The 16,534-nt window shown below is 43.2% G+C and carries 14 protein-coding genes; 7 read left to right on the forward strand and 7 right to left on the reverse strand.

All coding sequences use genetic code 11. From position 1 onward, the window contains the following. The first annotated feature begins 73 nt into the window (after window positions 1–73). Both bamJ and cysQ read left to right on the forward strand, forming a co-directional pair. The gene (gene bamJ, locus AC4IFO_RS15465; RefSeq protein ID WP_490735674.1) at window positions 74–694 is read left to right on the forward strand and encodes a BamJ family beta-barrel-assembly machinery protein; all 621 of its coding nucleotides are present in this window, start codon (window positions 74–76) and stop codon (window positions 692–694) included. A 129-nt stretch (window positions 695–823) separates the two neighbouring features. Beyond that, complete coding sequence (cysQ, locus tag AC4IFO_RS15470; protein ID WP_490735676.1) at window positions 824–1,564, forward strand: 3'(2'),5'-bisphosphate nucleotidase CysQ; 741 nt, start codon at window positions 824–826, stop codon at window positions 1,562–1,564. A 44-nt stretch (window positions 1,565–1,608) separates the two neighbouring features. Here the strand turns inward: cysQ and mqo are convergent, their stop codons facing one another. From mqo to AC4IFO_RS15490, 4 genes are all read right to left on the reverse strand, one after another. Further along, on the reverse strand, window positions 1,609–3,102 hold the full coding sequence (mqo, locus tag AC4IFO_RS15475; RefSeq protein WP_490735678.1) for a malate dehydrogenase (quinone): 1,494 nt from the start codon (window positions 3,100–3,102) through the stop codon (window positions 1,609–1,611). A gap of 10 nt (window positions 3,103–3,112) precedes the next feature. After that, a complete protein-coding gene (locus AC4IFO_RS15480; protein ID WP_272573907.1) occupies window positions 3,113–3,502 on the reverse strand; it encodes a cupin domain-containing protein in 390 nt (129 codons plus the stop codon). Window positions 3,503–3,865: 363 nt separating this feature from the next. Continuing rightward, the gene (locus tag AC4IFO_RS15485; RefSeq protein WP_490735681.1) at window positions 3,866–4,456 is read right to left on the reverse strand and encodes a GDP-mannose pyrophosphatase; all 591 of its coding nucleotides are present in this window, start codon (window positions 4,454–4,456) and stop codon (window positions 3,866–3,868) included. A 130-nt stretch (window positions 4,457–4,586) separates the two neighbouring features. Continuing rightward, window positions 4,587–4,991, reverse strand: a complete 405-nt coding sequence (locus tag AC4IFO_RS15490) for a YgiW/YdeI family stress tolerance OB fold protein (protein WP_225820583.1) — start codon at window positions 4,989–4,991, stop codon at window positions 4,587–4,589. Between the two features lie 177 nt (window positions 4,992–5,168). Here AC4IFO_RS15490 and qseB point away from each other — a divergent pair, with 177 nt between their 5' ends. Then, window positions 5,169–5,834, forward strand: a complete 666-nt coding sequence (qseB, locus tag AC4IFO_RS15495) for a quorum sensing response regulator transcription factor QseB (protein ID WP_490735683.1) — start codon at window positions 5,169–5,171, stop codon at window positions 5,832–5,834. Beyond that, window positions 5,831–7,183 carry a quorum sensing histidine kinase QseC gene (gene qseC, locus AC4IFO_RS15500; protein ID WP_490735685.1) on the forward strand — a complete coding sequence of 451 codons (1,353 nt, stop codon included), beginning with the start codon at window positions 5,831–5,833 and terminating at the stop codon, window positions 7,181–7,183. Before qseB ends, qseC begins: the two co-directional genes overlap by 4 nt. 157 nt (window positions 7,184–7,340) lie before the next feature. Here the strand turns inward: qseC and AC4IFO_RS15505 are convergent, their stop codons facing one another. After that, complete coding sequence (locus tag AC4IFO_RS15505; protein WP_490735687.1) at window positions 7,341–7,898, reverse strand: YtfJ family protein; 558 nt, start codon at window positions 7,896–7,898, stop codon at window positions 7,341–7,343. 296 nt (window positions 7,899–8,194) lie between these two features. Here AC4IFO_RS15505 and AC4IFO_RS15510 point away from each other — a divergent pair, with 296 nt between their 5' ends. Beyond that, complete coding sequence (locus tag AC4IFO_RS15510; RefSeq protein WP_219244903.1) at window positions 8,195–8,401, forward strand: DUF1107 domain-containing protein; 207 nt, start codon at window positions 8,195–8,197, stop codon at window positions 8,399–8,401. Between the two features lie 78 nt (window positions 8,402–8,479). Here the strand turns inward: AC4IFO_RS15510 and paeA are convergent, their stop codons facing one another. Together paeA and msrA are read right to left on the reverse strand one after the other, a co-directional pair. Further along, complete coding sequence (gene paeA, locus AC4IFO_RS15515; RefSeq protein ID WP_490735690.1) at window positions 8,480–9,847, reverse strand: polyamine export protein PaeA; 1,368 nt, start codon at window positions 9,845–9,847, stop codon at window positions 8,480–8,482. Window positions 9,848–10,242: 395 nt separating this feature from the next. After that, a complete protein-coding gene (gene msrA / locus AC4IFO_RS15520) occupies window positions 10,243–10,884 on the reverse strand; it encodes a peptide-methionine (S)-S-oxide reductase MsrA (protein ID WP_490735692.1) in 642 nt (213 codons plus the stop codon). 133 nt (window positions 10,885–11,017) lie between these two features. Between msrA and tamA the strand changes: the two genes are divergently transcribed. Further along, entirely contained in the window at window positions 11,018–12,760 is a 1,743-nt protein-coding gene (gene tamA, locus AC4IFO_RS15525; protein WP_490735694.1) for an autotransporter assembly complex protein TamA, read from the forward strand. Further along, the gene (tamB, locus tag AC4IFO_RS15530; protein WP_490735696.1) at window positions 12,757–16,533 is read left to right on the forward strand and encodes an autotransporter assembly complex protein TamB; all 3,777 of its coding nucleotides are present in this window, start codon (window positions 12,757–12,759) and stop codon (window positions 16,531–16,533) included. Before tamA ends, tamB begins: the two co-directional genes overlap by 4 nt. Window position 16,534: the final 1 nt, after the last annotated feature.

The raw sequence follows: 16,534 nt of genomic DNA on the forward strand, positions 1-16,534 counted from the left end.
GACGGTTTGGGTTTACCCATAGCAGGGGGGCTGCTATTCTTGTTTTTTTAGCAAAAACCATATGGGTATTTTCATGGCAAACCAAAATTTTGATTCAGTAGAAGCTCAAGCAAGCTACGGTATTGGCCTACAAGTTGGGCAGCAATTATTAGAGTCTGGTCTAGAAGGTTTAGTACCAAACGCAATTTTAGCAGGTCTGGTTGATGCATTAGAAGGCAACATGCCATCTGTGCCTGTTGAAACCTTGCACAAAGCATTACGTGAAATTCATGAACGTGCAGATGAAGTTCGTGTTGCTCGCCAAGCTGCAATGGCGGAAGAAGGCCAGAAATTCCTCGATGAAAACCAAAAACGCGAAGGCGTTTCAACAACTGAATCTGGTTTGCAATTCTCTGTGATCAACCAAGGCGAAGGCGCTATCCCATCTCGCTCTGACCGTGTTCGTGTTCATTACACTGGCCGTTTAATTGATGGCTCTGTGTTTGATAGCTCCGTTCAACGTGGTCAGCCAGCTGAATTCCCAGTCAGCGGCGTGATCCCAGGTTGGATCGAAGCACTGACGCTGATGCCTGTTGGTTCTAAATGGGAACTGTATATCCCTCATGAATTAGCTTATGGTGAGCGCGGTGCAGGTGCATCAATTCCACCATTTAGCACACTTGTTTTTGAAGTTGAACTGTTAGAAATTTTATAAGAATAGCGATTTTAATCACTATTTGAATTGATGCCTTGGTGTTTTTCTGCGCCAAGGCATTTTTTATGGCGTAAATTTTATGCACTTGCTACTCTTGCTGTAAAGGTCAACGGGAGAGAGGTGAATAACATGCTACAACAAATTTGCGAACTGGCTCAAGAAGCGGGTTATGCCATTATGGAAACTTACAATGCACAAGAGCCATTGCGGGTTGATCATAAAAGTGACAACTCCCCTGTCACGGAGGCGGATATTGCCGCACACCATATTATTGCCGCTGGTCTAACACGCATTGCCCCTGATATTCCACAGCTTTCAGAAGAAGATCCACCTGAGTGGTCGGTAAGGCAACACTGGCAGCGTTATTGGTTGATTGACCCACTTGATGGCACCAAAGAATTCATTAACCGCAATGGGGATTTTACTGTCAATATTGCGCTAATTGAAAACGGTGTCCCAGTTATGGGGGTCGTATATGCCCCCGCAAAAGGGTTACTTTACTATGCAGAGGGAAACCAAGCATGGAAAGAAGAAGGTGGTCATAAGCAGCAAATCCATGTGTATGATGGGAAACCGCCCGTGATTGTCATCAGCCGTTCCCATCAAGATAGCGAGTTAATGGATTATTTAGCGCAAATGGGGGAGCACACGACCGCTGAAATTGGTTCATCACTCAAGTTCTGCCTTGTCGCGGAAGGAAAAGCGCAGCTTTACCCACGGTTTGGACCGACGAATATTTGGGATACCGCCGCAGGTCATGCAGTTGCGATTGGTGCGGGGGCGAAAGTGGTTGATTGGAACGGAAAAACGTTAGATTACACACCGAGGGAGTCATTCTTGAACCCGGGCTTTCGCGTAATTTTGTTCTAATACTCGATAAAGGTTGGGAAGTGATTTCCCAACCTTATCAATGTTTAATTATCTAATTGCAGCACTTTAGCGGTTGCAGTACGAATATCTAAACACGCTTTTGCATCTTGTTTTAAATCAATGCCATAAGTTGGAATAATCGCTTTTAGCTTCGCTTCCCAGCCATCAGCTTTAAGCTGATCCGCAAAACAGTCTTTGAGTACGTTTAAGGCAATAAAGGCTGCGGTTGATGCGCCTGGAGATGCGCCCATCAGTACAGTGAATGATTTATCTGCGCTGGTAATCAGCTCGGTACCAAACTCCAAAACCCCTTTTTTATCGTGATCTGGCTTGATAATTTGCACACGTTGGCCAGCGACAACTTCTTTCCAATCTTCATGCTGTGCATCTGGGTAGAACTTTTGCAATGTAGCAAATTGGTGTGCGGAGGTTTGCAGTACTTGCCCCACGAGGTATTCCGCGAGTGACCAGTTATCTTTTGCAATCGCCAGCATTGGCTCAATATTGTTGAGGCGAATAGATTCAAACAGGTCTAAATAAGAGCCATGTTTTAAAAATTTACTGGAAAAACCAGCATATGGGCCAAACAGTAAGGAACGTTTTCCGCCAATAATTCGCGTATCTAAATGTGGAACTGACATTGGTGGAGAACCTTTGTCGGCTTTTCCATACACTTTTGCATGATGTCGAGCCGCGACTTTTTCATCATCACAGCGTAGCCAAATACCACTGACAGGGAAGCCACCATAGCCTTTTCCTTCAGGGATACCTGATTTTTGCAATAGTTCAATAGCGCGCCCACCAGCGCCAACAAACACAAATTTTGCCGATGTAATGTGTTTTTCGTGGGTCAGTAAGTTTTTGACTTCCACATTCCAACGGCCATCAGGGGTTTGTGTGACATCAACGACTTCATGCTTATAGTGAAGTGAAAAACCTGACTGTTCACTAAGTTGCGCCATCAATAAGTGCGTTAGTGCACCATAATCAACGTCCGCACCTGTTACCACACGCGTGACGGCAATATTTTTGTCGTCTTCACGGCCTTCCATTAACAACGGTGCCCAATCATTGATTTGTTTTGGATCATCACTGTATTCCATATTGTGATAGCAGTGGTGAGCGGACATTTGCTTAAAGCGCTGTTGTAAGAATTTGACATTGTCGGCGCCCCAAACAAAGCTCATATGGGGGCAAGGGTGAATAAAATCGCGTGGGTTTTTGATTTTCCCTTTTGTGACAAGGTATGACCATAACTGGCGGGATAAATCAAATTCTGTATTTACTTCAAGGGCTTTGCTGATATCGACAGTGCCATCAGGGTTTGGCGGGGTGTAGTTCATCTCACAGTTGGCTGCGTGACCTGTTCCTGCGTTATTCCACGGGTGTGAGCTTTCCTGCGCGCAATCATTTAAGCGTTCAAAAACCGCAACCGTCAGCGATGGTTCAAGTTCTTTTAAGAACGTACCGAGTGTCGCACTCATGATCCCTGCACCGATCAGCGCAATATCAACATTTTCTGCTATAGGTTTAGTCATAAAAAAGCCTCTATTTTTTGGTCGGTGTGAAGCACAGATCAGTGCCTTCTTGATAGACAACATAAGCACGCCGCCATGGGTCATCACCGATCAACCGCCACTTATGGCCTGTTCCGGTATTATCTTGAGCGAGTAAAATATCACCTGGATTAATTATAAATTTAGAACCATCTTTGGTTTCAAATTCTAAGGTGCCAGTGAGCGTGATCACATAACGAGGAACGGGATCTTTATGCCAATCCCATGATCCACCTGACACGGTTTCACGGAAAGTCAGTTCGCTGACTGAAATGGCTGGGGTTTGACTATCTCCACGGGCAACACTATCGAGTTCCAGCGTGCCTTCTTCAAACAGGGAATTTCCATCTTCACCTGTCCACATACGAACACAACGTATCATCTTATTTAGCTCCTTAATGAAAATGGCATAGCTTGAAAATTAATTTAGATTCATTAGTGATAAAAATAGGGTTCGTAAAATGACAATATTAAAATGGCGAGAATATAATGTTTTTAATCTAAGGTTTTTTAAGGGGCAGGTCAAAGTGAAAGTACCTTTATTTATAATAAAGACGGTGCATTTGTATTTAATTGAATTATAAGATTTATTTCAATCGAGTTTCGATTGTCGTTTGTTGATTGGCTTAAATTAAACACCTCTTTTAATGAGTGAAATATATAAGCAATCACGGCATAAAAATAAAGAAAGATAAGATGAAGCTCACAGCAATGTATTTAAATTGTGGTGAGCTGATAAAGGCCATTAGCTTTTCAGAATTGAATGTAAGGCAAGGTGCTGTATTAACATAATTGTCTTACCATCGGCAATTTCCCCTGTTTTGATAGCTTCAAGTGCTTTAGGGAATGCCCACTCTAACACTTCAATATCTTCACCTTCTTCTGCAAGCCCGCCCCCTGCATTGCTGCGGTTATTATCGTTATATTCAGCGATATAAAAATGCAGTTTTTCTGTGACAGAGCCAGGGCTCATAAAGGCTTCAAACACTTTTTCCAGTTTATCCACCTTGAAGCCTGTTTCTTCTTCGGCTTCGGCAATAATTCGTGCCTCTGGTGAAGCATTTTCAAGTAGGCCTGCTGCTGCTTCAATTAAAAAGTGAGGGTAACCACTCACATACATTGGCATGCGAAATTGACGGATGAGAATAATGCTGTTTTTAGCTTTGTTGTACAGCAAAATAACGGCGCCGTTTCCCCTGTCATACACTTCGCGCTCTTGTTGTTGCCAACTTCCATCGCGCCTTCGTAGTTCGTAGGTATATTTTTTTAAAATATACCAATTATCTGAGAGAAGTTTTTCTTGGATATTACGCAGTTTCGGTTGTTTAACAGTCATTGCATGGCCTTAGCGAACAAGTATATTTAAGGCTAATTTAGCACCGTTAAAAACAGCAAGAAATAAGATTTTGAGGAAAGCCAGCTTTCTACTAAGGGCTGAAAGCTGGCGATATAACCGCTGGGCTTAATTATTTGATTAACTGAATTTGTTTAACTTCAACTTCTCTTGAATTCCAATCTTTATCGATTTTACCGCGAATTTCGATTTTATCTTTTGGTGTGACATTAATACCATTCCAGCGTTTTTCGCTGATCTCAAGGTTAATGGTACCTGTACCGTCAGTAAATTCATAATGCTTATGATCAAGCTGTTTAACAATATTACCACGCAAGATAACCCAGCTATCATCTGACATATCAAGTGCTTTTGCGACGGTCATTTCACCACTATTTGGACCAATAAAACCGCCAGCTTGGGTATTTTGTGTTGTTGTATTGGCAACAGCACCTGGGCCATCAAAACCGCCATTAGCAGCAAAAACTGGCGCGGAAGCAAGGGCGGCAACTAAAGCAATTAAAGGTAATTTTTTCATCGTTGTTATCTCCAAATAAAACATGAACGGGTTCGTATGGAGGGTATTAAAACAGGTAAATCTTAACAGGATCTTAAGAAACTCGCATAATGCATTATATTTTTAATTTGCTTAATAATAGCTAGTCATCTTCTCGAGTATAAGATAAATATAATAATATTCCGATATGGGGGAATTATGCGTATTTTATTAATTGAAGATGACAGACTGATTGGTGACGGATTAAAAGTCGGTTTAACGCAGCTTGGGTTTACTGTCGACTGGTTTATGGATGGAAAACAGGGGCAACGTGCATTATTTGATGCACCCTATGATGCAGTCGTTCTGGATTTATCCCTGCCAAATATTGATGGTATGGATATTTTAAAGCACTGGCGCACAGAAGGGCGGGATGAGCCTGTGTTAATTCTGACAGCGCGGGATGCCCTCGATCAACGAGTTCAAGGTTTACAACAAGGTGCAGATGACTACTTATGTAAGCCTTTCGCATTGATGGAAGTGATGGCTCGTTTGCAAGCGTTGATCCGCCGTAGAAGTGGGCAGCTCACTCCCAAACTCAGTCATGGCGAGGTTGAAATGGATCCTGTCGCGATGACAGTGACGGTACACGGCGAGCCTGTTCAACTCAAAGGTAAAGAATTAGCGTTGCTTTCCCTATTTTTGCACAACCCAAACAAAGTATTATCCCGCGCGCTGATTGAAGAAAAGCTTTATAACTGGGATGAAGAAGTCTCAAGCAATTCTGTCGAGGTGCATATTCACCATTTAAGGCGCAAATTGGGGAATAAATTTATTCGGACAATCCACGGTGTGGGTTATCGACTCGGTGATAATGAACAATGAAAACGTTTAGTTTGCGGCTAAAGCTCACCTTAACATTATTATTGCTTGCGTTGCTGACGTGGGGAATTGCCAGCTCATTAGCATGGTACCAAACTTATAAGACTATCAATGAGTTATTTGATACGCAGCAGATGGCTTTTGCTAAGCGATTGTCGGTATTGCCTTCAGATCTTGAGTTAACGAAACCCTCACTCACCAAAACAAAAAAATTATTACGTAAGAACCGTGGCCATCAGGACGATGATGCACTCGCGTTTGCCGTATTTACCCCAGAAGGGGAAATGGTGCTCAATGATGGTGATAATGGCCGTGATATTGGTTTTGAGTTTACGCGAGAAGGCTTTGCAGATGGCATGATGAAGGGGAGCGATGACCCTTGGCGGTTTGTCTGGCTAAAGTCTCAGGATGGGCAGTATGTGATTGCAGTCGGGCAGGAGTGGGAATATCGCCAAGAAATGGCGACAGATATTATGGTCGCGCAATTTATGCCATGGCTGGTGGCTTTACCCGTGATGCTATTGATATTTTTATGGTTATTAACTCGTGCATTACGCCCCCTTAAAGATGTTGCAAACCAGCTGTATCGTCGAAAGCCCAATGAGTTAACACCAATACGAGTGACACGGATCCCCAGTGAAGCGAGGCCTATTATCGACTCTGTTAATGGGCTATTTGGTCGCATTAACCAAATGTTTGTGCGTGAAAGGCAATTTACGTCTGATGCTGCCCATGAGTTACGTAGCCCCCTTGCGGCATTAAAAGTGCAGGCGGAAGTTGTTCAAATTGCAGGAGATGACCGTGAAATTCGCTGCCATGCAGTCGCAAATTTAACGGAAGGTATCGATAGGGCAACCCGACTTGTTGACCAATTACTGACATTATCACGATTAGAGTCTTCAGCACAGTTGGAGGATACCAGTGAATTGACGTGGGAAGGCTTGATTGATGCGGCAGTGAAAGAGATTGAGCCAGAGGCAATAAGCCAACAAACGACCATTATTCAAACCGTTGTTTCAACACCAAAGCCTTTTCAAGGACAAGCACTGCTCCTTAGCGTGTTATTGCGCAATTTACTTCACAATGCCATTCGTTATGGTAAAGAAAAGGGTGAAGTAAAAATTACATTGTATACGGAACACCTTGAAATCCAAGATAATGGTGAGGGTGTAACGCCAGATGTATTACAGCGTTTAGGGGAGCGTTTTTATCGCCCTCCGGGGCAAGAGAAAACAGGCAGTGGATTGGGACTGTCTATTGTTAAACGCATTGCTGAACTACATAACCTGCAAGTGGTTTTTACCCATGGCGATACAGGCGGCTTTTGCGTCAATATTATTTGGTCACACTAAATACCCTTAACAACCGTGATTGTTTATTAGCAAAATAGAGATAATTATGCATATTTACAATAAGGGAATTTTAGAATAACTCACTATTTTTGAAAAATACTGCGATAAGTTAATCCCCTCATTTGTGGCTAATTAAATGAAGGGATTGATGGCGCAACTATTTTAAAGTGGAAATGAGTAAGCCAATGACTTTTTCAATCTCTTGTGAATTTAGCTCGCCATCTTTGAAAAATAGTACTTTTCCTTGGTTATCCAGTACGATAATCGCAGAGCTTTCAGGTTTTAACCCCCACGCTGCTTTTACTACGCCATCACTATCGACAATAAACTGTGAGTAAGGAAACTCTTTTTTGCTGTCCTCAACGCTGTTTTTAACAAAAACCCCTGTCCCAAAAATCGCATCATCCGTATTAATAATTGTGGTGGTTTGATAGGTATCATGCGGGAATCTAGCGCTTTTAATGGCTTCGATCAGTGGGGCATTGAGCTCTTTTGCAGATGAACGCCCCGCAATATGTTGGATAGTGCGTACTTTTCCGACTAATTGCTGGCTTTTCCATGGTTGGTAATCGAGTTTATTGTCTTTATTGAGGATTAACTCGCCTTTATCAGAGACGGAAACCGCAGGAACAGATTGATTAATTTGAATATTAGCAGCAGTTGCCATCGCGGATAAGCTGAGTAAGCAAATGGAGATGAAGACGTTTCTAAACATAAAAGCCCCTTGAATTGTACTGTGAATATATGAGCCCGAAGATTATTTGTTTCTCCGTGTATTTATAGCATAGCTCATCGGATGAGTTTCAATAGGAAATTTAACATTTTTTTAAAGTTTAGAATAAATACACTGTTTAGCAGTAATTTAACAGTTAGTTGACAGTGTCATGTTATGTCAGCAAATTGAATAAAACTGCAATTTTAGAACCAAAGTCGAAATTTCTGGTCTATGATTATTGTACGGTATGCAATATGAGGTGCCGTACGTAAGAACAAAGGGGAGGATAAGTTCGAATGAAAATTTTTAACCGTTATAACCCATCTAAAATTGCTCTTTATGTTAAAACACTTTTCAGTGGTCGGCTCTATATAAAGGATTTTGGGGCATTTGAGTTTAATTATGGGAAGATTTTACCACCAAAAGTCAGTGATAAACGCCATTACAGTGTGATGAGCGAAGTTAACAAACAAGTTTTATTGCTACAGGCTGAATTAGGGTAGGTTAATCAACATTGAGTTTTGATTAATAACGCGCCACACAGGGTGGCGCATTGAAAGAAACGGCTTCGCTAGCAAGCACTAATGTTCAGTATCTTTTGTTTGCTGTTTTGCGTCAGCCGTTTCAATGGCATTTTTACCTGGCTGTACAACAACTGGTGAAGGTGCAGCAGTAATCCGTGTAACAAGCAACTGGTCAATTTTATAGTTGTCGATATCCACCACTTCAAACTTATAGCCAGCGTATTTCACGTAATCTGTACGTTTTGGCATTCTTCTCAAGCGGTACATCATAAAGCCAGCGATAGTTTCATAGTTGCTAAAGTCTGGGAAATCATCGATATCTAAAATACGTTGTACATCTTCGATAGGTGTTCCACCGTCAACGAGCCACGAGTTTTCATCGCGTACGACAATTTGCTCTTCCTGTCCTGAACCGACTAAATCACCCATTAGAGTAATCATAACGTCATTGATGGTGATGACCCCCATTACTAAGGCGTATTCGTTGAGGATGACGGCAAAATCGACACCGTTGTTTTTAAACGCTTCCAACGTATCCGATAGCGAAAGTGTATCTGGTACCATCAGAGTGCTACGGATATGCACGCCGTCAGTTAAGCTTAAACTTTGCCCATTCAGCACGCGATTCAGTAATTCTTTGGAATCAACATAACCAATAACATGGTCAATATCCCCTTCACATACGAGGAATTTGGAGTGTGGCTGAGTGGAAATTTTATGTTTAATACTGTCTTCTGATTCGGTTTTATCAAAATAAATAATGCTTTCACGCGGTGTCATTGCAGAAGGTACAGTACGTGACTCTAATTCGAATACATTTTCAATTAATTCATGTTCTTGTTTACGTAAAACACCCGCAACGGCTCCCGCTTCTACCACCGCAAAAATATCATCAGAAGTAATATCTTCATTACGAGAGACAGGTAATTTGAATAGTTTAAAAAATAGGTTGGCAAGGCCATTAAAGAACCAAACAAGAGGGCTTAATACCACTAAACAAAAGCGCATTGGATTAACGATACGGATAGCAATAGCCTCAGGCTTCACCATACCAACGCGTTTTGGCGTTAAGTCAGCCACTAAAATAAATAAGCTTATTACAATGGTAAATGAGAGAACAAACGCGATTTTTTGCGCCCATTCAGGGGATAAAAACTGAATGAAAACATCATATAAAGCCGGGGAAAAGGCTGACTCGCCGACAATACCCGCAAGGATGGCAACGGCATTTAAACCAATTTGTACCACGGTAAAAAACATACCGGGCATTTCTTGTAATTTCAGAACACGAGCCGCGTTAATATTGCCTTCATCGGCCATTAGCTTGAGTTTTATGCGGCGGGAAGCTGCCAGTGAAATTTCTGACAAAGAGAAAAATGCACTAATAGCACATAATAAAAGGACGATCAGTAAACTGTTGAGCATAAGTTATCCAGCCTTTCAAAGGGTGAATTTATTAAATTCAAAAATCTTTAAAGGCATAGTCTCGAATATTAAAATATATTGAGTAAGCAAATATACGGTGCGCGACATGCGCAAATTGTTGATATGTGTCGTTAGTATAGATGGGTGGCGAGATATTCGTCAATATTCTTCATTCTTCGCGCTGTAGGGGGGGGCTTCTCTCAGCTACTCGGGTCAATATTCTTCATTCTTCGCGCTGTAGGGGTGTTGGCTTCATAAAACTTCCCAAATCACATACTTGTGTATGCTCATTGGGATAGTTTTCTTTGCCGCCTACCTACAGCACAAATAATTTTGAATATATTTATTTCTGAAATATTAATTAAAGAATAAATAAAAGATAAATCAGTTATGTGCTAAATAGTTAAAGACGGTGGCATGCAAACACCGATACCGCCTAAGCCGCAGTAGCCATTTGGATTTTTATACAGATACTGCTGGTGGTAATCCTCAGCAAAATAAAAGGTTTCCAATGGCGTGATTTCTGTAGTGATTGGGCGAATATCGTTTTGTGCCTTCATGGCTTCTTGGTAGGCCTGCAACGTTATCATCGCTTGCTGGTCTTGTTCTTCTGTTAGTGTATAAATGCCTGAACGGTACTGACTACCGATATCGCCCCCTTGGCGCATGCCTTGGGCGGGGTCGTGGTTTTCCCAAAATAGCGTTAATAGTTGAGCGTAACTGATAACTTGTGGGTCAAAGACAACGCGTACAGCTTCTGCGTGGCCTGTTCGGCCTGAACAAACTTCTTCATAGGTTGGGTTAGGTGTTACACCACCGCAATAACCCGCAGAAGTAGTATAAACCCCCGGTTGCTGCCAAAATAATCGTTCTACTCCCCAAAAACAACCCATTGCAAAATAAGCAATTTCCATATTCTTAGGAATAATCTCAATCGAATGATGGCTAACAGCGTGATATGGTGAATAAGAAAGTGCGCTGGTTCTGCCAGGCAGAGGCTGTGAAATATTTGCAGAGTGAAATTTATTAAAAGGCATAATGATTCCTATTGGTCTTGACCACACAAATAAGCTAAAAATTAGGATAAAAACTTGTGTCTCGCGCTAATTTTACTCAAAATAAATTGATATGAAGCCTTTAGTCAATCTTTTTACCACCTTAGGAGCAGGCGTGTCGAAATACCCTCTAATCTGTTTTCTCTGCTTAACTGCGGCTGTGCCGGTTGTGCATGCAGCTAATCTTCGTCTTAATATAGAAGGACTTGAAGGACAACTTAATCAAAACGTTCGAGTACAGCTTTCTAATATATCTCAAGACGAAGTGGTGCCCAATGGCCGTTTTAGAGCGCGTGTCGAGAAAGCAATTCAAGAAGGTTTAAAGCCGCTGGGTTATTACGAACCGACTGTTGAATTTAGCTATGAAGAAAAAACACCCCCTGCGCGTTCGATATTAACGGCAAAGGTGAACCCGGGTGAGCCTATCTTACTAAAAGGCGTGAAGGTTGAACTTCAAGGTGGGGCAAAAACAGATCCAGATTTTAAAGAGATGGTGTGGAAATTTACGCCAAGGCTCGATATCGTGCAAAACGATGGTCACTATGAAGATTTTAAAGGCCGCTTTGGTAGCTTAGCGATCCGTAAAGGCTATTTTGACGCGGTGATGGAGAAAAGCCAGCTAGGGATTTCGCTTGAGCACCACGCTGCCTATTGGGATTTTGATTTTAATAGTGGCGAACGTTATCGGTTCGGCTCCATTTCTTATCAAGGTTCACAAATTCGCTCAGATTACCTCAATAACCTCGCTCCTTTTAAAGAAGGGGAGTATTACACGTCAGAACAGCTTGCCGAGTTTAACCGCCGTTTAGCGGAAACTGGTTGGTTCTCTTCCGCGATTGTGACGCCAAATATTGCTAAAGCACGTGGTGACGGTACAGACGTACTACCAATGGAAGGGGTGATGGTGCCACGGGCGAGGAACTTTATCGAGCTTGGTGGTGGTTACGCAACGGATGTGGGCCCTCGCGTGAAAGCGACATGGAACAAACCGTGGGTGAATTCGCGAGGCCAAAGCTTAACGTCTAGCATCAGCCTGTCTCAACCAGAGCAAGTGATTGATGCAAGTTATAAGATTCCCTTAAAAGCGAATCCGCTAGAGCAATATTATGCGGTACAAGGCGGGTTTAAGCGTACTGACTTGAATGATACCCAAGCAAATACAACAACGCTGAATGTGTCTCGTAACTGGGAATACTCATCGGGTTGGCAATATGGCGTCAATATGCGTTGGATGTTGAGTAACTTTACCCAAGCGAACGTCACGAATACCACGATGCTGTTATATCCGGGGGCTTATGTCAGCCGTATCCGCCAACGTGGTGGTGTGATGCCAACGTGGGGAGACAGCCAGCGCTACTCCATTGACTACTCAAATAAAATTTGGGGTTCTGATATCGACTTTGCGGTTTTACAAGCCAAAAATGTGTGGATCAGAACGCCGTGGGAAGGTCATCGTTTCATTGTGCGTGGTAACGTCGGCTGGATTGAAACCAACGCTTTTGACAAAGTCCCACCTGACTTGCGTTTCTTCGCAGGGGGCGATGGTAGCGTGCGTGGTTATGGTTATCAAAAAATCTCGCCAGAGGATAGCCGTGGTAAGCTTACCGGTGCCTCAAAACTGGCTGTTGGCTCAGTTGAATACCAATATAATTTCACCGGAAACTGGTGGGGGGCGACCTTCGTAGATAGCGGTGAAGCCGTCAATGACATTAAAACCAGTGACTTCAAAACGGGGGCTGGTGTTGGCGTGCGCTGGGTTTCCCCTGTTGGGCCAATTAAATTTGACCTAGCAACACCGATTGGTGATTCCAATAATGACAAAATTCAGTTTTATATCGGTTTGGGGACAGAGTTATGAGGTGGTTGAAGTGGTTAAAATGGGTCAGCCTTGCCATTTTATTGATTCTGGTTCTGGTGATTGGTGCGCTTAGCTGGGTAATTGGCACGAAATCAGGTTTTCACTTTGCCTTAAATTCAGTAACACGGTTTGTCCCTGAATTAACCATTGATGGAATTGATGGTGATATTCGAGATCTCACCTTAACGGGTGTGAAATACCAAATGTCGGGTGTAGATGTGAATGCAGGGAAACTGCATCTGGCACTGAAATTAAGGTGTTTAACCAGCCGTGAACTGTGTATTAATGCATTAGGCACGGAAAATGTCACGGTTAACGTTGATACCTCACAGTTTCCACCATCGGAAGAGACCCCGCCTTCTGAGCCGCTGACAGAGCTAAAAGCGCCTTTAACGATTCGTTTAAGCCAGCTGTCATTGGTGGAAACACATGTCACTGTAGATGGTATGGCTATCGATTTAGCGAAATTTACCACTGGGGCGACGTGGGAAGGGAAAGCGATTACCCTTACGCCGACGGATATTATTGATTTAGCAATAAACTTGCCTGAAGACCCACAAGCACAGCCTGTTGAAGAAAAGCAGCCAGACCCGACACCAATTAATGAGCAAAAATCTCTTGGTGATGAGCTTAAGGCTTTATTTTCAAAACCATTATTAGCCGAGTTGCCAGAAGTCATTCTCCCTGTTGATTTAAATGTGGAAGGGATCAATGCCTCGAATTTCCAATTAACGGGCAGTACTGACGTTAAAATCAACCAATTGCACCTTAGTTTGTCCAATCAAGGGCAACAAGTGTTGGTTAAACAGCTTAAAGTGGATGCACCGCAAGGTAATGTATCGTTATCTGGGACCGCAACACTGCAAGATAAATGGCCCGTTTCATTGTCGGTGATTGGGGAAAGTCGTTTAGAGGATTTAGATGGGCAGAAAGTCGATTTATCCCTCAAAGGCGGTCTGATTGATGAATTGAAGTTAGCGCTCAATTTACAAGGGCCAATTAATGCCACGCTTGATGCTGAAACGGACTTATCCCAAGCCGATTTACCGATTTTACTCACTCTTGAAAGCGATAAACTAGCATGGCCACTAGTCGGCGATGCGCAGTATCAATTAGATGGCACGCGCTTGCGCTTAAATGGTCGTCCATCGGCCTATGATTTATCGTTGCGTTCAGCTATCACGGGGCAAGACTTACCGCCATCGACCTTGATGCTGGATGCAAAAGGTAATGAAGAGCAAATTAATTTAACGCGTTTACGCCTTGCAGCGTTGCAAGGAAATGCGGATATCACTGGTGTGGCTGATTGGAGCAAGGCGATTAGCTGGAATGCGGTTCTGACACTGTCAGGGATCAATACTGCAAAACAGTACCCAGAATGGCCAGCAAAAGTGGACGGTAAGATTGCCACCCGCGGTAGCTTATACGGTGGCAGTTGGCAGTTAGATATCCCTGAAATTATGCTCGATGGTAATGTTAAAAATAACTTACTCAAAGCGCGTGGACAGGCGAAAGGTAACGCCGCTGGCCAATGGGATATCCCGCATTTTAATTTAGCGTTAGGCAAGAATAATGTGGATGTTAAGGGCTCTCTCGCTGAGAAATGGAACCTTGATGCCAAAATTAGTGCACCTGCGCTCAATGGCTTATTGCCAGGGCTTGGTGGGGTGATTGCTGGGGATGTGAAATTACGCGGTAATTTGCAGACGCCAGAAGCCTTAGTTGACCTCACTGCCCGAGGCGTGAAATGGCAAAATGACCTAGCTATCGAAAATGTCGCTATCAAAGGTAATGTTGCGACCGGTGAGCAAATTAAAGGGGATTTATCCGTTGTTTTACGTCAGTTAAGGCAAGGGGATTTAGTCGTTAGCAACCTGACGTTAGATGCCAAAGGTAGCGAAAAACAGCATACCCTGAAATTAAACATGAAAGGCGAACCTGTTTCTGGCCAATTGGCGTTAGCGGGCGGGTTTGATCGCCAAACTGAGGTGTGGAAAGGGACGTTATCAAATACGTTATTTGATACGGTAGTGGGCGAATGGCGCTTAAATCAAGCCATGTCACTCAATTATGCCAATCAAACGCAAGAAGTGATCATTGGCAGCCATTGTTGGGTGAATCCAAACGCGCGTTTATGTGTGCCAAAACCAATTAAGGCAGGGAAAAGCGGCAGCGCAGATATTGTGTTAGAGCGCTTTGACTTAGCGATGATAAAACCGTTTATGCCAAAAGATACCCGTGTTAGCGGTGTATTTAGTGGTAAAGCGAATGCGAGCTGGAAAGCCGATGGTAGCATGCCTCAAGTGCAGGTCGATTTACGTGGTAATGATGTCAAAGCGACCCAGTTTGTTGAAGGAACGCGTTTACCTGTCGCATTTGATACGTTAACACTCAGCGCCGCCTTGAAAAACGGCAAAGCCGACCTTAATTGGTTATTTGGCCTCGCCAATAACGGGCAGATGCGCGGAAACCTACAAGTTTCCGATATCGAAAAACGCCGTTTGTTATCAGGTAATGTTGAAATCAATTCCATTACCTTGGATTTAATCAAACCGTTACTGGGCCAAAAAGAGGTGGCTAACGGGCGTTTAAATGCCAATTTACGCTTAGGGGGTTCTGCCAATAACCCGCTGCTAAATGGGAATTTATCGCTTTCCAGTTTAGAAATTAAGTCTGCGATGATCCCATTCGATATTAAAAGTGGTCATTTAGGTGTTAATTTCAATGGTACTAGCTCGGTGATGAAGGGGCAGATCAACACACCAGAAGGCTACCTGAACATTGATGGTGATGCGGATTGGCGCAATATCAATGCATGGCGGGCGCAAGTGATGGCACGAGGGAACAACCTGCGTGTGTCTATGCCACCGATGATTAAAATTGATGTGCAGCCCGATATCGTGTTTGATGCGTCACCATCGCTCTTGACGCTAAGTGGTTCAGTGACTATCCCTTGGGCGAGAATTACGGTTCAGGAGTTACCTGAGTCAGCAGTGAGCGCATCATCCGATGTGGTGATGTTAGACAGTAACTTGAAGCCGATTGAGGAAAAAGCGCCTTCGATTCCGATTCAAACCAATTTGGATATTAAAATTGGTAATGATGTGCAGTTAGATGCGTTTGGCCTAAAAGCGCGCTTAACAGGGTTACTGAAGGTATTACAGAATAAGCAAGGGCTGAGCTTGAATGGTCAAATTGACATTCCAGCAGGGCGTTTCCGTGCTTATGGTCAGGACTTGATTGTCCGTAAAGGGCAAATTCAGTTCTCAGGTCCGGCGGACCAACCGTTCTTAAATTTAGAAGCGATTCGTAACCCAGAGAACACGGCGGATGATGTCATCGCAGGTGTTAAGGTCACAGGGCTTGCAGACAAACCGAAAGTCGAGATATTCTCTGAGCCAGCCAAGACGCAACAAGAAGCACTTTCTTATCTGTTAAGAGGGGAAGGCTTAGAAAGTGGTGACGCAAATGGCTCACAAATGACGTCGATGATTATCGGCCTAGGCGTGGCTCAAAGTGGTCAACTGGTGGGTAAAATCGGTGAAACATTTGGGGTTTCTGATCTGGCGCTCGATACGCAAGGTGTGGGAGACGGTTCCCAAGTTGTGGTAAGCGGTAAGATAACTAATGATTTACAAGTGAAGTATGGTGTTGGTATCTTTGACTCCTTGGCAACGTTAACCCTACGTTATCGATTAATGCCAAAATTGTATTTAGAAGCTGTGTCTGGTGTAAATCAGGCCTTGGATCTCCTTTACCAATTTGAGTTTTAGA

It is taken from the genome of Providencia sp. UF-224, assembly GCF_058245955.1.